Here is a 17415-nt window from a genome sequence, read left to right on the forward strand (position 1 = left end):
CGCGCTAGGTCGCGACGCGTTCCCCCGACGGTTCGGCCACCACGATCTGGATGTGCGGCGGCGCGTACTTGCGCGCCTTGCGGACCATCTTCGCCAGATCGAACCTGTCAGCCGGCACGGCGACGTGGATCGGTGCGGGCATGGACGGGTTCTGCGGCGGGACGACCGCACCGGCCGGCAAGGCCGCGCCGGGACGCAGTCGTGCACCGATCAGCGCGCACTGGCCGTTCGGCGGCGCGGCCACGACGAACTGGGTGACGTCGGTCCACGGCAGCAGTACGTTGCCGAACCGGGCGCCGGCGGCGTCGAACTGGAACGCTGTGCGTCGCTTCTCGTACCAGGAGATGATGAAGGGGGCCGCCGCGACGATGACCACACCACCCTTCGTGTCGAGTGCCCAGCCGAGCAGGACGGCGAGTGCCACGACACCCACGATCGCGCCCCACAGACCTGCCTGGTCCTGGGCGGAGAACGGGTGGGCGACCCGGTAACGCTCCCATCGCCCACCACGACGGGTGGGCTGTGCGCCGGGCGGGCGATTGACGTGCGACATAGTGATGTGGCCCTTCTCGATGATGTGGTGGATGGACTTCGCAGACCACGTGTTGCTCGGTGGTGGCCGGCTCCTCGCGCCGGGCAGTGCACCTCGGCGAACCCTGTTCGGACGCTCGCCCGGTTCACCAGGGGCCTCGGAGCCGTCACCGAATCCGTCGGCCCGGCCCGGACCTCTCAGCCCGGTTCGTCGACACCCGGCGCAACTTGGCACACTCTGTTCCGAGGCGCTGGAATGCCGATGAAATCCTGCTGAAGCAAGGCGCCTGCGACACTGCGCGGGCAAAGGGCGCACGGGGAAACGGGGAGAGTTCGGAATGGACGTGGATTCAGCGGGTTCCGGCGCGCATCCGGCCGACGCGAGGGGGCGCGTGCGGATCGATCTCCTCGGACCGGTCCTGGCGCGCCGGGGCGGTGCGCCGCTCGCGCTCGGCCCCGTACGACGGCAGGCGGTTCTCGCCGCCCTGATTCTCCGTGCGCCCGCCCTGGTGACGTACCGGCAACTCCTCGACGACGTATGGGGAAGCGAACCCCCGGGGACGGGCCACCGGGTCCTGCCGAGCTACGTCTACGCGCTGCGGAAGGCGTTGGACGCGCCGGGCGCCGGGCAGCCCGGCGCGTCGGTGATTCACGGTGAGCGCGGCGGATATCGTTTCGTGTCCGGCGGGGCCCGGACCGACCTCGCCGAACTCGCCGAACAGGCCGCCGAGGCGCAGCGCGCGAGGGCCGCCGGTGATCTCGATTCCGCGCTCGACCACGGCAGTCGGGCGCTGGAGCTGTTCCGGGGCGAGCCCCTGCCCGGTCTGCCGGGGCCGCTCGCCGACACGGAACGGCAACGCCTCGCCCAGCAGCGCCGCACGTTGCACCAGGGCCGGGCGGAGTGCCTGGTCCTGCTAGGCCGCTACCCGGATGCCCTGAGCGACCTCATGGCGGCGCCCCTGGCCCTGCCGTACGACGAACCGCTCGCCGCCCTCAAGATGCGCGCACTGTACGGCAGCGGTCGGCAGGCCGAAGCACTCGCCGCCTATCAGGAGATCCGGCGTCGGCTCCTCGACGAGCTGGGCGTGGAGCCGGGCGAGGAACTGCGCCGAGTGCACCAGGCGGTCCTGCGCAGGGAAGACCGGCTGGTGCTCGGCCGGGTGGCGCGGCCGAGCACCAGCGACGCCTTCGCTCCCGAGGGCGCGCAGCCTCCGTCCCCAGACTCCCCGGACGACCCCCGACTCCCCCACGCGTCCAACCCTCCCGGCCGCGTCCACCCCCGTCCCCACCCCCGCCGGAACGAACTGCCCGGAGACACCGCCTGTCTGGTCGGCCGCGAGAGGGAACTCGCCCTGCTCACCGCCCCCGCACCCCCAGGGGCTGTGTCCGTGGTGGCGGTCGACGGAACGGCGGGCGTCGGCAAGACCGCCCTGGTGGTACGCGCCGCCTGGGCACTCGCCGACGCCTACCCCGACGGCTGTCTGTTCGTGGACCTGCACGCGCACGGCGCCGCACACGAGAGCGTCGGTCCTCAGCGGGCCCTTCGCCGCCTCCTGCGCACCGTCCGCGGCGGCGGCGGTGAACTCGGCGATGAGGCCGACGACTTGAGTGACCTCGTCACGGCCTGGCGGACGGCCACGAGCGGACTGCGGTTGCTGCTGGTCGTGGACGACGCCCGGAGCGCGGAGCAGGTGCGTCCGTTGCTGCCCGCCGGACCGGGGAGCCGGGTCCTGGTGGCAGGCCGCCAGCGTCTGCCGGGCCTCGACGCCGATCTGCGGCTCACCGTGGAGCCGCTGGTCACCGCCGATGCCGTCGGTCTGCTCCGCGAGCTCCTCGGGGGGTCCCGGGCGGACCGTGAACCCGACGCCGCGCGCGACCTCGCCCTGCGCTGCGGCGGCCTGCCGCTGGCGTTGCGCATCGCGGGCGCCCGGCTGCAGAACCGCCCGTCCTGGACCCTGGCCTTTCTGGCCGGCCGGATGTCCGACGACACGCAGAGCCTCGGTGAGCTGCGGGCCGAGGACCGCAGCGTGGAAGCCGCCTTCAGGATGTCGTACGACCAGCTCGCGCCCGAACTGCGGCGCGGCTTCCGCGCGTTGGGCCTGGCGCCGACCGTGCGCTTCGACGGACTCACGCTCGCGGCCATGCTGGGCCGTCCTCGTGCGGACGCCGAAAGCCTCCTGGAGGATCTGGTCGACGCCAGCCTGTTGCAGCAGCCGCAGCCCGGCCGCTACCGGCTGCACACCCTCGTACGCGCACACGCGCGGCGCCTCGCCGCCGAGGCGCCCGCGGAGGCCGCTGCGGACCGTGTCGCCGTCCTGCACCTCTATACGGCTGCCGGACGTATCGCCGGCGACGGGGAACCCGAGGGCTTCCTGACCGGCCCCGACGTCACCGGTTCGCCCTTCCACAAGTGGCGGGAAGCCTCGGCGTGGCTGGACGCGGCGGGCGGAGAACTGGTCGACGTGGTGGCCTACGCGGCCGCCGCCGGCCAGTTCGACCATGCCTGCTGGATCGCCGAAGCCCTGGTCGACCACCTGGTCCGCCAGGGCCATTACCACGAGTGCCGTGCCGCCCTGGAGCATGCGCTGCCCTGCGCGGACATGGCTGACGACCGGCGGATGCCCGCAGCGTTGCGCAACTGCATGGGAATGGTCGACGTCTATCAGGGACGGTTCCGGCAGGCACACACCTGGTTCACCGACGCACTGCGCCACGGGGCAGGGCAGGACGACCAGCGGGACCGGGCCAGGGCGGTCGCCGGGCTGGGCGCGGCCATGTGGCCCCTGGGCCGCACCGAGGAGGCGGTCGCCCACCTGAGCGAGGCGGTGGAGCTGGCAGTCCGACTAGACGACGACTGGCTGGCCGTCATAGCGACCTGCAACCTCGGCGCGATCCACTGCCGGCACGGACGGTACGAGCGGGGGCTCGAGCACTACGCCACCGCCCTCACCCTGGCCGAGAAGAACGGCCGCCCCAGAATGATCAGCAAGACCCTGTGCTTCGCCGCAGACGCCCACGTCGCCCTCGGCCGGCACACGGAGGCCACGGCCCTGCTGCTACGGGCGGCCGAACTGGCCCGCGAGGCCGGGGACCTGCCCCTGCGCACGGTGTGCCTGTCCCAGCTCGCCGCCGCAGAACATGTCCAGGGCAACCTGCTCTCCGCGGTCGACACCCACCACGAGGCACTGTCCACGCTCACCGAGCACACGAGCACGTGGCTGGAGATGGAGGTGCGCATCCGTCTCGGCAGCACGTACGTGGCGGCGGGTCGGCGCGCGGAGGCACGCCAGGAATTCCGGACGGCGCTCTCCCTTCCCGGAGCCCGCGACCACCCCAGGGAGTACGGCATGGCACGCGACGGGCTGAGCGGCACGGCGCCGGCTGCGCGACCATCGGGCACCAGCACACGGGACGGGGGCAGCTGAACATCGCAGGAGTCCCCGCCGACCGGTTCCAGGGCACTGTCAGTGCCTCTGTCCACGCTCCGGCCACAGGCTGACGCTGCCCCGCTCCACACTGACCTCGACCCATGTGCCGTCGACCGTGTCCGGAGGCGGCGGGTCGGCGAGGTCGAAGAGGATCTGGGTACCGGCCACCTCCAGCACGCCCCGCACCGACGCCCGACCGACCGGTGAGCGCGGACCGGTGACGCGGGCCGGACACGTGAGGGGGGCCAGGCTCCCCGGTGGGGCGGGGGTTGTCCCTACGTTGCATGGGCGTGCTGCCGGGTTGGCCCGGCTGATCTTGAACGAGCAGGCTGGACTCATCCGGTTCACCGGTGCAACCAGCAGGCTCTACAGGGGAGTTCAGCCATGTCGGATCGTTCCCAACAGCGCGTTCGTGTTCGTTCGGAGTCCGGGCGGCGGCGAGGTATCGCGGCGGTGGCGGTGATCGCTGCCGCGCTGGCGGTCGGCGGCACACTGCCCTCGTCGGCGGCGCAGCCTCACGGCCCGCGTGATGCCGTACGCAAGGGGATGGAGCGGCTGGTGACCGAGGGCAGGTTCCCCGCCGCGCTGGCCGCCACCGTGGACCGCCAAGGCCGCGCCCGCAACTACACCGCCGGGGTCGCCGACCTGAGGACCAGGGCCAAGGTACCGGTCGACGGACAGGTACGGGCCGGCAGCAACACCAAGACCTTCACTGCCACCGTCATCCTGCAACTCGTCGGCGAAGGCAAGGTCGACCTCGACTCCCCCGTCGAGACCTACCTGCCCCACCTCCTACGAGGCCAGGGCATCGACGGCCGGGACATCACCGTCCGCCATCTCCTCCAGCACACCAGCGGACTCCCCAACTACACCAGCTTCATGCTCGAAGCGGTCCTCGGCAAGGACCGGCACACGTACTACCAGCCCCGCACCCTGCTCGACCTGGCCCTGGCCCGGAAAGCGCAGTTCGAGCCGGGCACCGGCCTGGCGTACAGCAACACCAACTACGTCGTTGCCGGGCTGCTCATCGAGAAGGTCACCGGCCGCCCGCTGGCCGAGCAGATCACCGAACGCGTCATCGACCGCATCGGACTGCGCCACACCTACTTCCCGGGCATCGGCGACCAGGCCATCCGCGAGGCCCACCCCCGCGGCTACCACGCGACCGGCCCCGGAGCGCCGCTGGAGGACATCACGGAGATCGACCCCTCATGGGCTTGGGCCGCCGGGCAGCTGATCTCCACCCCGAGCGACTTGAACCGCTTCTTCTCCGCTCTCATTGGTGGCAAGCTCCTTCAGCCCGCCCAGCTCACCGAGATGCGCACCACCGTGAAGGTCCCCGACGATCTGGGCTTTGTCCCGGGCACCCGGTTCGGACTGGGGCTGATCAGCGTGCCGCTGAGCTGTGGCGGCCTGATGTGGGGCCACGGTGGCGACACCCCCGGCTACCACACGTCTCCCGGCGTCACCGACGACGGCCGAGCCGCCACGATCGCCGTCACCGCCGACCCGCCGCCCACCGAGCAGGGCTTCACCCAGGCCGACGCCCTGCTCGACACCACCCTGTGCGGGTGACGGCCGGCGGCCTGCCGGTCGAGTGAGGCGCCGCCGGCCGCAGAGGCGGCGGAGGCGGCCGTACTCCTGTGACCGTTGCCAGACCGGCGGCCAGCAGGGAGCTTGCCGCCGGCGCCAGGAAGAGTGCGTCGTATCCGCCGAAGGGGCCGGAGAGGACGGTGCCGGCCCATGGAGCGAGGGCGGCGCCCAGGGAGGCCGGGACGGTGAGGAGGGCCGAGAGACGCGCGTAGTGCGTCGTGCCCCAGCGGGCAGGACGGCGTGGGGGGGGGGGGGCCCGCCCCCCCCCCCCCCCCCACGCCGTCCACCATCGCGACCGAGGTGAGTTCCCGGTCCAGGCCGGGATGGTGCCAGGTGTGGTTCAGCCAGTCCTCGTAGTCCGTGAACTCGGTGGGGGTGTCGCTCGGCTCGTCCGCCGTCGCCTCGGCGTCGGCCTCGAACAGCGGTCGCGGGTCGTCGCCGAAATCGGCGGCCGTACGCAGTTCGACGCCTGCCGGGACCACCTGGCGTTCCGGCAGGGTTCCGTTCGCCAGGTCGAGGTGGAGGAAGTGCGCCGGCCGGCTCGCCACGTAACCGCGCCTGCGGGCGAACTCCCGGTTGGCCGGCTCGTCGAGCACCCACGTGTAGACCGCGACCGCGCCGGCCTCGGCGAGGTACCCCTCGGCGGTGCTCAGGAGCAGCGAGCCCGCACCGCGCCCGAGCCGGTCCGGGCGGGTGTACGGATTGCAGAAGCCCTGCCCGGGCTCGGGAGTGTCGTAGGCGAAGCCGACCTGCGCCGTGCCGATGATCTCCCCGTCCTCCTCGGCGACCAGCAGGCGGTACTTCTTGTCGGGATGCGCGTGGGCCAGGTCGAAGGCGACCTGTTCCGCGGTGGTCACCATGTACGGCAGCGCGGCACGCCGCACCGCCACCCATGCCTCGGCGTCGGCGGGGCCGAAGTCACGAACGATCACAGTCATGCGCCGGAGGCTACGCGGACCGCCGCACCGGTCGCCTCCGATTTTCCGGCCGTGGGGACAGCCGCGGCGGACGGCCGTGGGAGACAATCGTGCGGTGACCCTGAAGATCGCTCTTGAAGCGGACGCCACCACCGCCCCGTACGAGCAACTGCGCACCCAGATCTCCGAACAGGCCCGCTCCGGCGCCCTGCCCGTCGGCTACAGACTGCCGACCGTACGCGGCCTCGCCGAAGAGCTGGGCCTCGCCGCCAACACCGTCGCCAAGGCTTACCGGGCACTGGAGGCCGACGGGGTGATCGAGACCCGTGGCCGCAACGGCACCTTCATCGCGGCCGCGGGGGACGCGGCCGACCGCAACGCGGCGGCGGCCGCGCAGGAGTACGCACAACAGGCGCGGCGCCTCGGGCTGTCGAGGGCGGAGGCGCTGTCGCTCGCGGAGGACGCCGTGCGGGCGGCGTACCTGCGGTGACCGGGGTGTCCGGTGGCCGCAGGCGTTCCCGGCCGTCGGCGGGGCCTGAACTGCCCGCTCGCGTACGGCGATGAAGCGCGCCCGCAGCACAGATCGCATCACAGATCGCGTCAGAGGCCGTGTCGGCCGTGTCAGACCCCGTGTCAGAGGCCGTGTCAGAGATACAGCCCCGAGTCCGCGCCCACGTCCTGCTTCGGTACCGACGCGGGCCCGTTGCCGCGCCGCAGGGCGTACAGCTCGGCGAGTGTCGCGCCCTCCCTGCCCAGACCTTCCTCCGTGCCCAGCCAGCCGGCCGACTCCTCGCGGGTCAGCGCGCCCACCTCGATCCGGGCCAGACAGCGGCCGGGCCTGACGACCGCCGGGTGGAGCCGCTCCAGGTCCTCGTTGGTCGTCACCCCGACCAGTACGTTGCGGCCTTGGCCCAACAGCCCGTCCGTCAGGTTCAGAAGGCGCGAAAGCGCCTGGCCCGCCGTGTGCTTGGCCTCGCCGCGGATCAGCTCGTCGCAGTCCTCCAGGAGCAGCAGCCGCCACCGCTCCCTGGACGTCCCGTCGTCCTCGCCGATCGCGATGTCCATCAGATAGCCGACGTCGTTGAAGAGCCGCTCCGGATCGAGCACGCAGTCCACCTGGCACCAGTCCCGCCAGGACCGGGCGAGCGTGCGCAGCGCGGAGGTCTTGCCCGTGCCCGGCGGGCCGTGCAGCAGGAGGAGACGGCCCGCGATGTCGTCCGGTGTCACCTTCATCAGCCGGTCCATCGCATCGGCCACCGGAGCCGTGTAGTTGCGGCGGACGTCCTCCCACGTACCGGCGGCGATCTGCCGGGTGGTGCGGTGCGGACCGCGGCGGGGGGACACGTACCAGAAGCCCATGGTCACGTTCTCGGGCTGCGGTTCGGGTTCGTCCTGGGCGCCGTCCGTCGCCTGCCCCAGGATCTTTTCGGCCAGTTCGGGGCTGGTCGCGGTGACCGTGACATCGGCACCCCGGTTCCACCGGGATATCAGCAGCGTCCATCCCTCGCCCTCGGCGAGCGTGGCGCTCCGGTCGTCGTCGCGGGCGGCCCGCAGCACCGTCGCGGCCGGGGGCAGCAGCGTCGCCGCCTTCTTGACGCGGTCGAGCGAGGAACTGTGCGAGTACGGCTGCTCGCCCGTCGCGAAGCGGCCGAGGAACAGCGCGTCGACCACATCGGCCGGTGAATCGCTGTCGTCGACATTCAGCCGGATCGGCAGTGCGGACTCGGGGTTGGCAGACATGGCGTCCATGATCCGGCACGCGACCACCCGGTGCACCCAGGTTTCGTCAGCCGGTGCCGTCCGCCTCCTCCGAGGTGACGCGGACTCAGAGGGGCGTCATGAAGCACTCGTCCAACGTTCTTGGCATGAACACTTCCAATAGTGCCGGAGGTACTGCTACCACGGAGTAGGCAGAAACCCTGCTCAAGGAGGTTCCATGAAAATGTCCAGACTCGTGGCGTTCTCGTCCTCTCTCCTCTTCGGTGCCGTCCTCGCCCTGACCGGCGCGGGTGCCGCGCAGGCCGGGGAATCCGCGGCCGTCGACTACGTCGCACTCGGCGACTCGTACTCTTCCGGAGTCGGTGCCGGCAGCTACATCAGCTCCAGCGGAGACTGCAAGCGCAGCACCCGTGCCTACCCCTCGCTCTGGGCCGCCGCCAACTCGCCCACCTCGTTCGCCTTCACCGCCTGCTCGGGTGCCCGCACGAACGACGTGACGGCCGGCCAGCTCGGGCCGCTGAACTCCTCGACCGACCTGGTCTCGATATCCATCGGCGGCAATGACGCGGGCTTCGCGGACGTCATGACCACCTGTGTCCTCCAGTCGGAGGCCACCTGCCTCAGCCGGGTCGCCACGGCCCGTGCCTATGTCGACTCGACCCTGCCCGCCAGGCTCGACTCCGTGTACTCGGCGATCAGCGCCAAGGCCCCGGCCGCCCACGTCGTCGTTCTCGGCTACCCCCGCTTCTACAAGCTCGGCGGCAGCTGCCTCGCCGGTCTCAGCGAGAACGAGCGCGCCGCCATCAACAGTGCCGCCGACTACCTCAACACGGCCACCGCCAAGCGCGCCGCCAACCACGGCTTCACCTTCGGTGACGTCACCCCGACCTTCACCGGCCACGAGATCTGCTCCGGCAGTGCCTGGCTGCACAGCGTGAACTGGCTGAACATCGGCGAGTCCTACCACCCCACCGCCGCCGGACAGTCGGGCGGCTACCTGCCCGCCCTGAACTCGGCCGCCTGACCGCACCCGCCCCGCTCGATCACTCCCCGGCCGACTCCTCGGCCGCCGGGTGGGAGGCCCCGTCCGTCGGGGTCTCCCGCTCGCAGGTCACCGAGAACTCCACACCGTTCGACGTCACCGCGACGGGGGAGCGGACCTCAAGCACGATCGTTCCCCGGTACGTGCCCCCGGGCGTCCCGTCCTGCTGATACGTCAGTTCCGTGTGGGAGACCTGCTTCGGTTCCCTGTCGCCCGCGGCGAACTCCAGGGACTTCCAGCCCGGGTCGGAGCCCGTGCCCTCCTTGAGCGCCCAGCGGTACTCGACCGTCGCCGGCGTGCGTCCCACGGTGACGGTCGCGGTGACCGCCGGCGCGAGGCCCTCCGGCGGCGGGCAGCCGCCCTCGTAACTGCCGCGCACCGCGCTCAGGTACACCGTCACCGACTGCGGCCGCTCCGTGGCCCCGCCGTGGCCGTTGCCCCCGTCCGTCCGCCCGCCGCCCTGCCGCGTGCTCGCGGCAGGCTTCGCGGGGGAGCTCGCGGCCTGCTTGTCCGGAGCGTTCGTGGCCGGGGCCGGAGCGCTGCTCGTCGCCCCCGCCGTCCTGCCCGCGCCCTTGATTCCCGGTTCCTTCTCGTCGCCGTCCGCGAGCGCCCAGACGACCCCGCCCACCGCCAGCAGCACCGCGACCCCCAGGGCCGCCGCGGCACCGGCCCGGCGCGGGCCGGCGGTGGGCGCGCTACCGGGAGGCGGGGTCCAGGGAGGCGGGGTTCCGGGTGGACGGGGTGCGGGCGGACGGGGCACGGGCGTGACTGCCGGGTGCGTTCCTGAGCCCGGCAGCGGCGTTCCCGCCGTCACGGTCGGGCTCGACGGGCCGGCCGCCGCGGTGCCCGCCGCCGTCCGGCCGCCACCGGCCGCCACGGTCCGCAGCTGCCGCTCGGCCTCCCCGGCGCTCGGCCGCTCGGCCGGGTCCTTGCGCAGGAGGCCCTCGATGACCGGCGCGAGAGCACCCGCCCTCCGGGGCGGCGGCAGCTCCTCGTCGACCACGGCCCGCAGCGTGCTCAGCGGGGTGTTCTGACGGAATGGGGAGTTACCCTCCGTCGCGGCGTACAGAAGCACTCCGAGCGACCAGAGATCCGAGGCGGGCCCCGGCGTGCGCCCCAGCGCGCGTTCCGGAGCGAGGAATTCGGGGGAGCCGATCAGTTCGCCCGTCATGGTGAGGGCGGACGAGCCCTCCACCGTGGCGATGCCGAAGTCGGTCAGCACCACCCGGCCGTCATTGGCGAGAAGGACGTTGCCCGGTTTCACGTCGCGGTGCAGCACCCCGGAGCCGTGGGCGCTGCGCAGGGCCGCCAGGACCTCCGCGCCGATGCGCGCGGCCCGCTGCGGCGGCATGGGGCCCTCGGCGTCCAGCACTTCGGAGAGGGACAGCCCCCGGATCAGCTCCATCACGATCCACGGCCGCGCGTCCTCGGTGGCCACGTCGTAGACGGTGACGACATTGCGGTGCGAGATCCGGGCCGCGGCCCATGCCTCCCGTTCGAGGCGGGCGTAGAGGCGCTGTACGTCCGGCCCGGGGAGCCCGGCGGGTGCCCGGACCTCCTTCACGGCGACCTCGCGCCCCAGCACTTCGTCGCGTGCCCGCCACACGACGCCCATCCCGCCCTCGCCCAGGGGGCCCAGCAGGCGGTAGCGCCCCGCGATCATTCGGTCGTTGCCCGGCACTTCGCTCACGGTGATCCCCCATCAGCAGTGGCGGCGGCGGCACGGCGAAACCCTTCCAAGTTAGCTCAACCCGGCCTCCGCGATGCCCCCTTGTGCGAGGCGGCCCTGACGGCACCGACCACCGACATGTCCAACTCGCCCTGGAATCGGCTGGATTCGGTAACTGGTCGTCAACCTCCGTATACGTGTGCGCAATCCTCCGCCCGGGATACACGAGTGCCGCCGAGGGGCGATAGGGTTAACCTGCCCGGGCCGGGTGCCCTCGTACGGGTGGGGAGTGACATGGAACAGATAACGGTGCGCAGCAGGCCGCGTGTGCCTGCCATCACGTGTGGGAGCAGTGCGACAAGTTCGCGCCTCGACCGCCATCTCGCAGTGCTCGGCGGCCCCGCCGTCCCGCAGCGCGAGTCGGCGGAAGCGACGCTGCTGATGCGTGAACTGACCTCGCGCGACGCCGCGCACACCCGCCGGAGCAGGAGCGCGCGTGTCTCGCTCTTCGCCCCGCTGCGGCGACTGCGGCGCTCGCTCTTCGGCAGCCGCCGCTGACCCGACGGCATGTCACCACTGATCCGGCCCGCCGCTCGGGGCGGATCAGGCGATCACACCGTCCCGGCGCAGCGCTGCTGTCTGCTCGTCCGTCATCCCCAGGGCCCGCAGGGTTGCGTCGGTGTGTTCTCCCAGCGCCGGTACGGCGCCCATCCGCGGCTCCGCCCCGCCCGGCAGCGTGATGGGCGGCAGCAGCGCGCGCAACGCCCCCACCGGTGACTCCACTTCCCGCCACCGGTCCCGGGCGGCCAGCTGGGGATGTGCCGCGACGTCGGCGACGGTGTTGAGCCGGGCGCAGGCGATTCCCGCCGCGTCCAGCGCCGCGAGCGCCTCCTTCCCGGTCAGGACCCCCAGCGCACGCGCCACCACCGCGTCGGTCCGCTCCCGGTTCGCGGTCCTGGCCGCGTTGGTGGCGAAGGCGGGATCGTCAGCCAACTCCGGTTGCTCCAGAACCTGTCCGGCCAGCCGGCGCCACTCCCGGTCGTTCTGCACGGAGAGCAGCACGCGTTCCCCGTCCGCGGTGGCATAGGCGTCGTAGGGCGCGATGACGGAATGTGCGAGGCCGGTGCGGGCCGGGGACCCGCCCCCGTGCATCCCGTGGTGCAGCGGGTGACCCATCCACTCGGTCAGCGCGTCCAGCATGGAGACCTCCACGGGCCCGCCGCGCCCGGTGGTGGCGCGTCGCAGCAGGGCGGCGAGCACGCCCGAGAAGGCGTACATCGCCGCCGCGATATCGGCCGCGGGAATCCCGGCCTTCACCGGCTGCCCGGGAGTGCCGGTGACCGACACCAGGCCCGCCTCGCACTGGACGAGCATGTCGTAGGCCCGCTTGTGGGCGTACGGCCCCTCGGCCCCGTATCCGGAGATGTCGACGGCCACCAGGCGGGGATGTCCGGCGCAGAGCGTGGCGGCGTCCAGGCCCAGCCGGGCGGCGGCGCCCTGGGCCAGGTTCTGCACGAACACATCCGCTTCCCCGACCAGTTGGCGCACCACGGCGAGGCCGCGCGGGTCCTTGAGGTCGATGGCCACGGACTCCTTCCCGCGGTTGCACCAGACGAAGTGGGAGGCGAGCCCCCGGGCCGCCGTGTCGTAACCGCGGGCGAAGTCGCCGCCGTCAGGGCGCTCGATCTTGATGACCCTTGCGCCGAGGTCGGCCAGCTGCCGGGTGGCGAAGGGGGCCGCTACGGCCTGCTCGACGGCGACGACGGTCACGCCGTCGAGGGGGAGGGGCTGAGTGCTCATGCGCCGTGCATACCGTGTATCCAGCGGCTTTGTCATCCCCGGACGGCCGGCTCAGGCGCCGCCGCGCGTGTACCGCCGCACCGTGAGCGGTACGAACACGATGAGCATGACCGCGCACCAGGCCAGGGTGCCCGCGACCGGGTGGGCGACCGGCCAGGCGGCGTCGGCGGCCGGAGCCGCGTTGCCGAAGAGATCGCGGGTGGCCGTGGCCATGGCGCTGATCGGGTTCCATTCGGTGACGGTGCGCAGCCACCCCGGCTGGTCGTCCGTCGGGACGTACGCGCTGGAGAGCAGCGGCAGGATGAAGGTCGCGCTGCCCAGCTGTCCGGCGGCCTCCTCCTTCCTGACGACCAGGCCGAGGAAGTAGCCCACCCAGGACGTCGCGAACCGGAAGAGGATCAGCAGACCGAACGCGCCGAGCGCCGGAGCCCAGCCGCCCTCGATGCGCCAGCCCACGGCGAGGCCGACCAGCATCAGGGGAATCAGGCCCAGCGCCGTGGTCAGCATGTCGGCGGTGTTGGCCCCGAGCGGCACGGCGGCCCGGCTCATGGGCAGCGTGCGGAAGCGGTCCATCACCCCGCGGTCGCAGTCCTGTGCCGCCGCGAACATCCCGATCATGATTCCGTTGGCGGCCGTCGCGGCGACGAGGCCGGGCACCAGGAAGGCGCGGTACTCCTGGCCCGGCATGGCCAGGGCGCTGCCGAAGACGTAGCCGAAGAACAGCAGCATCGTGATCGGCATGGTCTGGGTCAGGATCAGAATGCCGGGAGAAGCCTTGAGCCGCTGCAGATGGCGGCCGGTCATGGCCAGGCTGTCGGCGATCAGGGTGCCGGTGGCGGGTGCCGGGTTGTGCTCGGCGACCAGGGCGGTGGCGCTCATGCTGCCTGCTCCTTCAGTTGGTTGCCGCTGGGGCCGCGTGCGGTGAGGCGGAGGAACACCTCGTCGAGCGTCGGCGGTCGCAGACTCGCGTCGATCACGGGCACGCCCGCGGCGTCCAGTTCGCGGACGATGCGCGGCAGGGTGAGGGTGGAGTCGGTCGTGACGGCGCCGACCGTACGGTGCTCGGGGTCGAGTACCGGTTCGGTTCCGGTCAGCTGGTCCAGCACGCCCGCGGCCGCGGTGAGTGCCGAGGCGTGGGCGACGACGACTTCCGCGTAACTCCCGATGCGTGCCTTGAGTTCGGCGGGGGTCCCGCGGTGGGCCGCCCTGCCGTGGTCGACGAGCACGATGTCGTCGGCCAGCCGGTCGGCCTCCTCCAGGTACTGCGTGGTGAGCAGGACGGTGGTGCCCCGGTCCGCGAGCTCACGCACGGCGGCCCAGATCTGGTTGCGGCTCTGCGGGTCGAGCCCGGTGGTCGGCTCGTCGAGGAAGAGGACCTGGGGGCGGGTGAGGAGACTGGCGGCGAGGTCGAGGCGCCGGCGCATGCCGCCGGAGTAGGTGTGGGCGGGCCGGTCGGCGGCGTCGGTCAGCTCGAAGCGTTCGAGGAGTGCGTCGGCGCGGGCGCGGCCGGCCCCGCCGTGGAAGCGGAGCAGCCGGGCGAAGAGGCGCAGGTTCTGCCGGCCGGTGAGATCGCCGTCGACCGAGGCGTACTGCCCGGTGACACCGATCACGCCGCGCACGGCGGCGGCCTCGCGGACCACGTCGTGGCCCGCGATCCTGGCGCTCCCGCCGTCGGGCGAGGTCAGGGTCGTGAGCACGCGGACGGCCGTCGTCTTGCCTGCGCCGTTGGGCCCCAGCACGCCGCAGACGGTGCCTTCGGCCACGGCGAGGTCGAGTCCGCGCAGCGCGTGGACGTCCCCGTAGCCCTTCTCCAGACCCTCACTAAGTACAGCGTACGTAGTAGTCATGTGCTCACCGTACCGCACTACGTACGGTGTACGTAACTAGGATGGAGGTGAGGTGGTGATCGATGGTGGGGCGACCCGCTGTACCCGAAGTGATCTGGGCCCGTCCCGAACGTGCGGGCCGTGGTCCCAAACCGGCTTTCAGCAGGGCCGACATCGCGGCAGCCGCCGTGCGCATCGCCGACGCCGAAGGCATCGACGCGGTGTCGATGCGGAAGGTGGCGGCGGAGATCGGCTGCGGCACGATGTCGCTGTACAACTACGTGCCGCGCAAGGAGGACCTGCTGGAGCTGATGGTCGACGCCATCAGCGCCGAGTACGACCTGACGGCCCCGCCCTCGGCGGACTGGCGGGCCGCCGTCGTCGCGATGGCCCACCAGACACGCGCGCTGATGCAACGCCACCCCTGGGTGCCGGGCCTGATGTCGGGCGTCTACGGCTTCAGCCCGAACGTGCTGGCCTTCCTGGAGCACGAGCTGAGCCTCCTGGACGGGCTCGACGTGCCGTTCGGCGAGAAGATGGAGCTGATCGCCCTCGTGCAGGGCGTGGTCACCACGTTCGTGGCCAACGAGATCGCCACGGCGGAGCACAGCAGGTCCCTGCCGTGGACCGAGGAGCAGGAGAAGGCCGCCCGCACCAGCTATCTGGTCAGTCAGATCTCCACCGGGAAGTACCCGCGGATGGCGGCCGGATTCGCCGAGGACCCCGGACCGGCAGATTTGGACGTGTTCTTCGAACGGGCCCTGGGCAGGGTGCTGGGCTCGTTCGGCTCGTAGGGACCGGTCACAGCAGCGCGAACTGCCCTTCCGGGCCCTCCTCCTGGTGGCCGAGTACGGAGGCGGGTCGGCGGGCGCCCGCCGGGACCGGCAGAATCCCGGCCGCCCGCAGTTCGCCGCGCGAGAGTGCCGGGGCCTCGGCGAGCCGGTCGCGCAACGCCTCCTGCCGGGGGCCGAGGCCGTCGAGAAGCGCGAGCACGGTGATCAGTTCGAGCAGCTCAGAGGTCCACTCCTGCGGCCACTCACGCGGGCGCACCGCTTCCAGGCCCTCGCCCCCGGGCGACGCCGTGCGGCGCTCGAACCAGAGCTCCAGCATCCGTACCCCGTCCACCAGGAACTCCCAGGCCCCGGCGGGAACGGGCGAGATGCGCCCTTCGTCGAGGCTCAGCACCTCGGTGTCCGGGTCGTAGTGCAGCGTGGCCGGCCGCGGTGGCACGGCGGCGCGCACATAGGGGCGGCGGCCACCCGGCAGCCGGGGGCGCTCCCCGCCTCGCGCACCCCGTACCTGGAGGCGCAGGAGCTCCCGGCCCGTCCCGACCCCGGCCGACCAGAGCGCAGGGTCGGCGGGCAGCGGTACGCGGCACCCGGCGGGCGAGGGCCGGGCGACGGCGAGCGACCACGCGAGGACGGCTTCCGCGGTGACCTCGCGCCCGCCGGAGTCGCCGTACCGCGCGCGCAGCAGGCCGAGCAGGCCGGGCGCCAGATTGGGCTCGCGGCCGCCGGGCCGCCGGTGGAGCGGACGAACGCGGCCGGGGCGGCCCGCGGGGGAGTGGCCGTCGGGCAGCAGCGCCGTCACGGACAGGGCGGGACCGCCCGCCCGCGGTACGTGGCCGTGCTCGACGGCGAAGAGCTGGTGCGCGTCCGCCACCCGCCACAGCTCGGGGCGGGCCGCGTCGATCAGCCGGTGGTCGGGGATCAGCCACTGCTCGTCGAACGGTCCGTGCAGGATCCGCACCGGTTCCGGGTACGGACCCGGCTCCCGGGCGAACCTGCCCGTCGCGGTGGCCTGGCCCGGCAGTGCGGCGACCGCCGTACGAGGCGTACGCAGACGGCTCGGCCGGAACAGCCGGTCCTGCTCCGCGCCCTCGGCCCGGACCAGCAGGTCCCAACGGGCCCTGAGCGTCGCCCTGTCGGGGGCCGTCACCCATGGCCGGCCCGTCCGCAGCGGCCGTACCGACCACGGCATCAGCTCGTCGAGCAGCGGTACGTCCTCGTCGTCCCCGCCGGCTCCGGCCGCCACCCGCGCTGCCACCGTGTCGTCCTCCCCGTCACCAGGTCCGCCGCCCCCGGCATCGTAACGGCGCACCCGTGCGGCGGGTCAGTGCGCTTCGACCGTCACCGAGAAGGAGAAGCGGTCGCCCCGGTAGCGGATGCGGGCCACGTCCACCACCCGGCCGCTCTCGTCGTACGTCACGCCCGTGTAGTGGAGGATCGGGCTGAGCAGGGGCACTTGGAGGAGCTCGGCGGTGACCGGGTCGGCCAGGCGCGCCTCGACGGTGTCCGTGATCCGGGAGATGCGTACCCCCAGGGTGTCGCGGAGCACCTTGGTCATCGGCCACCGTTCGAGATCGGCCACGTCGAGCCCTTCGGCGATCTCGGGGCGCAGGGCGTTCTCCGCCCAGTTCGTCGGCTCACCCGTCTCTCCGTCGCAGCGCAGCCGCCGGTAGTTCACCACCTCGGTGCACCCCGGGAAGAACTCGGCGAGGTCCCCCGGCACGGCGGCCGGACCGTGTCCGAGGACGGTCGTCCGCTCGCCCGACTGCTGGGCGACGATCGCGTCGATCGAACCCAGCAGCCGGACCGGCGAGACGCGCCGGGCCCGCGGCTCGATGAACGTGCCGCGCCGCCGGTGCCTGCTGATCAGGCCCTCCGTCTCCAGTTCCTTGAGGGCCTGGCGCATCGTGAGGACGCTGACGCCGTAGTGCCCGGCGAGCTGTTCCTCGGTGGGCAGCCGCAGGGAGGCGTCCTGCGGGCGGCCCAGTATCGACGCCCGCAGGGACTGCGAGACCTGGTACCACAGGGGGAGTTTCCGGTTCAGGACCAGTGAGTCGGGAGCAAAGGCGGGCGTGTGATTCACCTCGTTCACCTGATTCATC

At 72.4% G+C, this 17415-nt stretch carries 15 protein-coding genes and 1 pseudogene; 6 read left to right on the forward strand and 10 right to left on the reverse strand.

The annotated features are described in order from the left end of the window. Nucleotides 1-4: 4 nt before the first annotated feature. Complete coding sequence (locus ACFWSK_RS14800; RefSeq protein ID WP_383785056.1) at nt 5-553, reverse strand: hypothetical protein; 549 nt, start codon at nt 551-553, stop codon at nt 5-7. Between the two features lie 316 nt (nt 554-869). Between ACFWSK_RS14800 and ACFWSK_RS14805 the strand changes: the two genes are divergently transcribed. Further along, nucleotides 870-3956 (forward strand): BTAD domain-containing putative transcriptional regulator, encoded by a 3087-nt coding sequence (locus ACFWSK_RS14805; protein WP_383785058.1) that lies wholly within the window; start codon nt 870-872, stop codon nt 3954-3956. Nucleotides 3957-3995: 39 nt separating this feature from the next. On the opposite strand, the gene ACFWSK_RS14810 is transcribed toward ACFWSK_RS14805, so the two are convergent. Next, nucleotides 3996-4127: a hypothetical protein gene (locus ACFWSK_RS14810; RefSeq protein WP_383785061.1), complete on the reverse strand. Its 132-nt coding sequence runs from the start codon at nt 4125-4127 to the stop codon at nt 3996-3998. 378 nt (nt 4128-4505) lie between these two features. Here ACFWSK_RS14810 and ACFWSK_RS14815 point away from each other — a divergent pair. After that, nucleotides 4506-5456 (forward strand): annotated as a pseudogene (locus ACFWSK_RS14815) (serine hydrolase domain-containing protein); the annotation flags it as partial. Here the strand turns inward: ACFWSK_RS14815 and ACFWSK_RS14820 are convergent. Continuing rightward, a complete protein-coding gene (locus ACFWSK_RS14820) occupies nt 5405-6490 on the reverse strand; it encodes a GNAT family N-acetyltransferase (protein ID WP_383785064.1) in 1086 nt (361 codons plus the stop codon). The pseudogene ACFWSK_RS14815 and the gene ACFWSK_RS14820 overlap by 52 nt on opposite strands. 94 nt (nt 6491-6584) lie before the next feature. Here ACFWSK_RS14820 and ACFWSK_RS14825 point away from each other — a divergent pair, with 94 nt between their 5' ends. After that, a complete protein-coding gene (locus tag ACFWSK_RS14825) occupies nt 6585-6959 on the forward strand; it encodes a GntR family transcriptional regulator (protein WP_383785067.1) in 375 nt (124 codons plus the stop codon). Between the two features lie 155 nt (nt 6960-7114). Here the strand turns inward: ACFWSK_RS14825 and ACFWSK_RS14830 are convergent, their stop codons facing one another. Beyond that, nucleotides 7115-8209, reverse strand: coding sequence for a DUF5925 domain-containing protein (locus ACFWSK_RS14830; protein ID WP_383785070.1), 1095 nt, complete (start codon nt 8207-8209; stop codon nt 7115-7117). Nucleotides 8210-8405: 196 nt separating this feature from the next. On the opposite strand from ACFWSK_RS14830, the gene ACFWSK_RS14835 reads away from it, so the two are divergent. After that, the gene (locus ACFWSK_RS14835; RefSeq protein ID WP_383785073.1) at nt 8406-9212 is read left to right on the forward strand and encodes an SGNH/GDSL hydrolase family protein; all 807 of its coding nucleotides are present in this window, start codon (nt 8406-8408) and stop codon (nt 9210-9212) included. A 19-nt stretch (nt 9213-9231) separates the two neighbouring features. Here the strand turns inward: ACFWSK_RS14835 and ACFWSK_RS14840 are convergent, their stop codons facing one another. Next, nucleotides 9232-10920 (reverse strand): serine/threonine-protein kinase, encoded by a 1689-nt coding sequence (locus tag ACFWSK_RS14840; protein WP_383785076.1) that lies wholly within the window; start codon nt 10918-10920, stop codon nt 9232-9234. 273 nt (nt 10921-11193) lie between these two features. On the opposite strand from ACFWSK_RS14840, the gene ACFWSK_RS14845 reads away from it, so the two are divergent. Continuing rightward, nucleotides 11194-11457 (forward strand): hypothetical protein, encoded by a 264-nt coding sequence (locus ACFWSK_RS14845; RefSeq protein WP_173311906.1) that lies wholly within the window; start codon nt 11194-11196, stop codon nt 11455-11457. A gap of 45 nt (nt 11458-11502) precedes the next feature. Here the strand turns inward: ACFWSK_RS14845 and ACFWSK_RS14850 are convergent, their stop codons facing one another. The 3 genes from ACFWSK_RS14850 to ACFWSK_RS14860 form a co-directional block, all read right to left on the reverse strand. Beyond that, complete coding sequence (locus ACFWSK_RS14850) at nt 11503-12699, reverse strand: CaiB/BaiF CoA transferase family protein (RefSeq protein WP_383785079.1); 1197 nt, start codon at nt 12697-12699, stop codon at nt 11503-11505. 51 nt (nt 12700-12750) lie between these two features. Further along, on the reverse strand, nt 12751-13503 hold the full coding sequence (locus ACFWSK_RS14855; protein WP_383785342.1) for an ABC transporter permease: 753 nt from the start codon (nt 13501-13503) through the stop codon (nt 12751-12753). A gap of 71 nt (nt 13504-13574) precedes the next feature. After that, the gene (locus ACFWSK_RS14860) at nt 13575-14546 is read right to left on the reverse strand and encodes an ATP-binding cassette domain-containing protein (protein ID WP_383785082.1); all 972 of its coding nucleotides are present in this window, start codon (nt 14544-14546) and stop codon (nt 13575-13577) included. A gap of 62 nt (nt 14547-14608) precedes the next feature. On the opposite strand from ACFWSK_RS14860, the gene ACFWSK_RS14865 reads away from it, so the two are divergent. Beyond that, nucleotides 14609-15319 (forward strand): TetR/AcrR family transcriptional regulator, encoded by a 711-nt coding sequence (locus ACFWSK_RS14865; protein WP_383785086.1) that lies wholly within the window; start codon nt 14609-14611, stop codon nt 15317-15319. Nucleotides 15320-15326: 7 nt separating this feature from the next. On the opposite strand, the gene ACFWSK_RS14870 is transcribed toward ACFWSK_RS14865, so the two are convergent. Further along, nucleotides 15327-16571 carry a type ISP restriction/modification enzyme gene (locus ACFWSK_RS14870; RefSeq protein ID WP_383785088.1) on the reverse strand — a complete coding sequence of 415 codons (1245 nt, stop codon included), beginning with the start codon at nt 16569-16571 and terminating at the stop codon, nt 15327-15329. Between the two features lie 66 nt (nt 16572-16637). Next, the gene (locus ACFWSK_RS14875) at nt 16638-17414 is read right to left on the reverse strand and encodes a GntR family transcriptional regulator (RefSeq protein ID WP_383785091.1); all 777 of its coding nucleotides are present in this window, start codon (nt 17412-17414) and stop codon (nt 16638-16640) included. Nucleotide 17415: the final 1 nt, after the last annotated feature.

This window comes from Streptomyces sp. NPDC058620, assembly GCF_042717135.1.
Lineage (GTDB): Bacteria > Actinomycetota > Actinomycetes > Streptomycetales > Streptomycetaceae > Streptomyces.

Bases quoted from the DNA above. Each gene is read 5' to 3' on its own strand.
- ACFWSK_RS14800 (WP_383785056.1), bottom strand. From the start codon at position 553: ATGTCGCACGTCAATCGCCCGCCCGGCGCACAGCCCACCCGTCGTGGT.
- ACFWSK_RS14875 (WP_383785091.1), bottom strand. From the start codon at position 17,414: ATGAATCAGGTGAACGAGGTGAATCACACGCCCGCCTTTGCTCCCGAC.
- ACFWSK_RS14865 (WP_383785086.1), top strand. From the start codon at position 14,609: ATGGTGGGGCGACCCGCTGTACCCGAAGTGATCTGGGCCCGTCCCGAA.
- ACFWSK_RS14820 (WP_383785064.1), bottom strand. From the start codon at position 6,490: ATGACTGTGATCGTTCGTGACTTCGGCCCCGCCGACGCCGAGGCATGG.
- ACFWSK_RS14850 (WP_383785079.1), bottom strand. From the start codon at position 12,699: ATGAGCACTCAGCCCCTCCCCCTCGACGGCGTGACCGTCGTCGCCGTC.
- ACFWSK_RS14845 (WP_173311906.1), top strand. From the start codon at position 11,194: ATGGAACAGATAACGGTGCGCAGCAGGCCGCGTGTGCCTGCCATCACG.
- ACFWSK_RS14830 (WP_383785070.1), bottom strand. From the start codon at position 8,209: ATGTCTGCCAACCCCGAGTCCGCACTGCCGATCCGGCTGAATGTCGAC.
- ACFWSK_RS14835 (WP_383785073.1), top strand. From the start codon at position 8,406: ATGAAAATGTCCAGACTCGTGGCGTTCTCGTCCTCTCTCCTCTTCGGT.
- ACFWSK_RS14860 (WP_383785082.1), bottom strand. From the start codon at position 14,546: ATGACTACTACGTACGCTGTACTTAGTGAGGGTCTGGAGAAGGGCTAC.
- ACFWSK_RS14805 (WP_383785058.1), top strand. From the start codon at position 870: ATGGACGTGGATTCAGCGGGTTCCGGCGCGCATCCGGCCGACGCGAGG.
- ACFWSK_RS14855 (WP_383785342.1), bottom strand. From the start codon at position 13,503: ATGACCGGCCGCCATCTGCAGCGGCTCAAGGCTTCTCCCGGCATTCTG.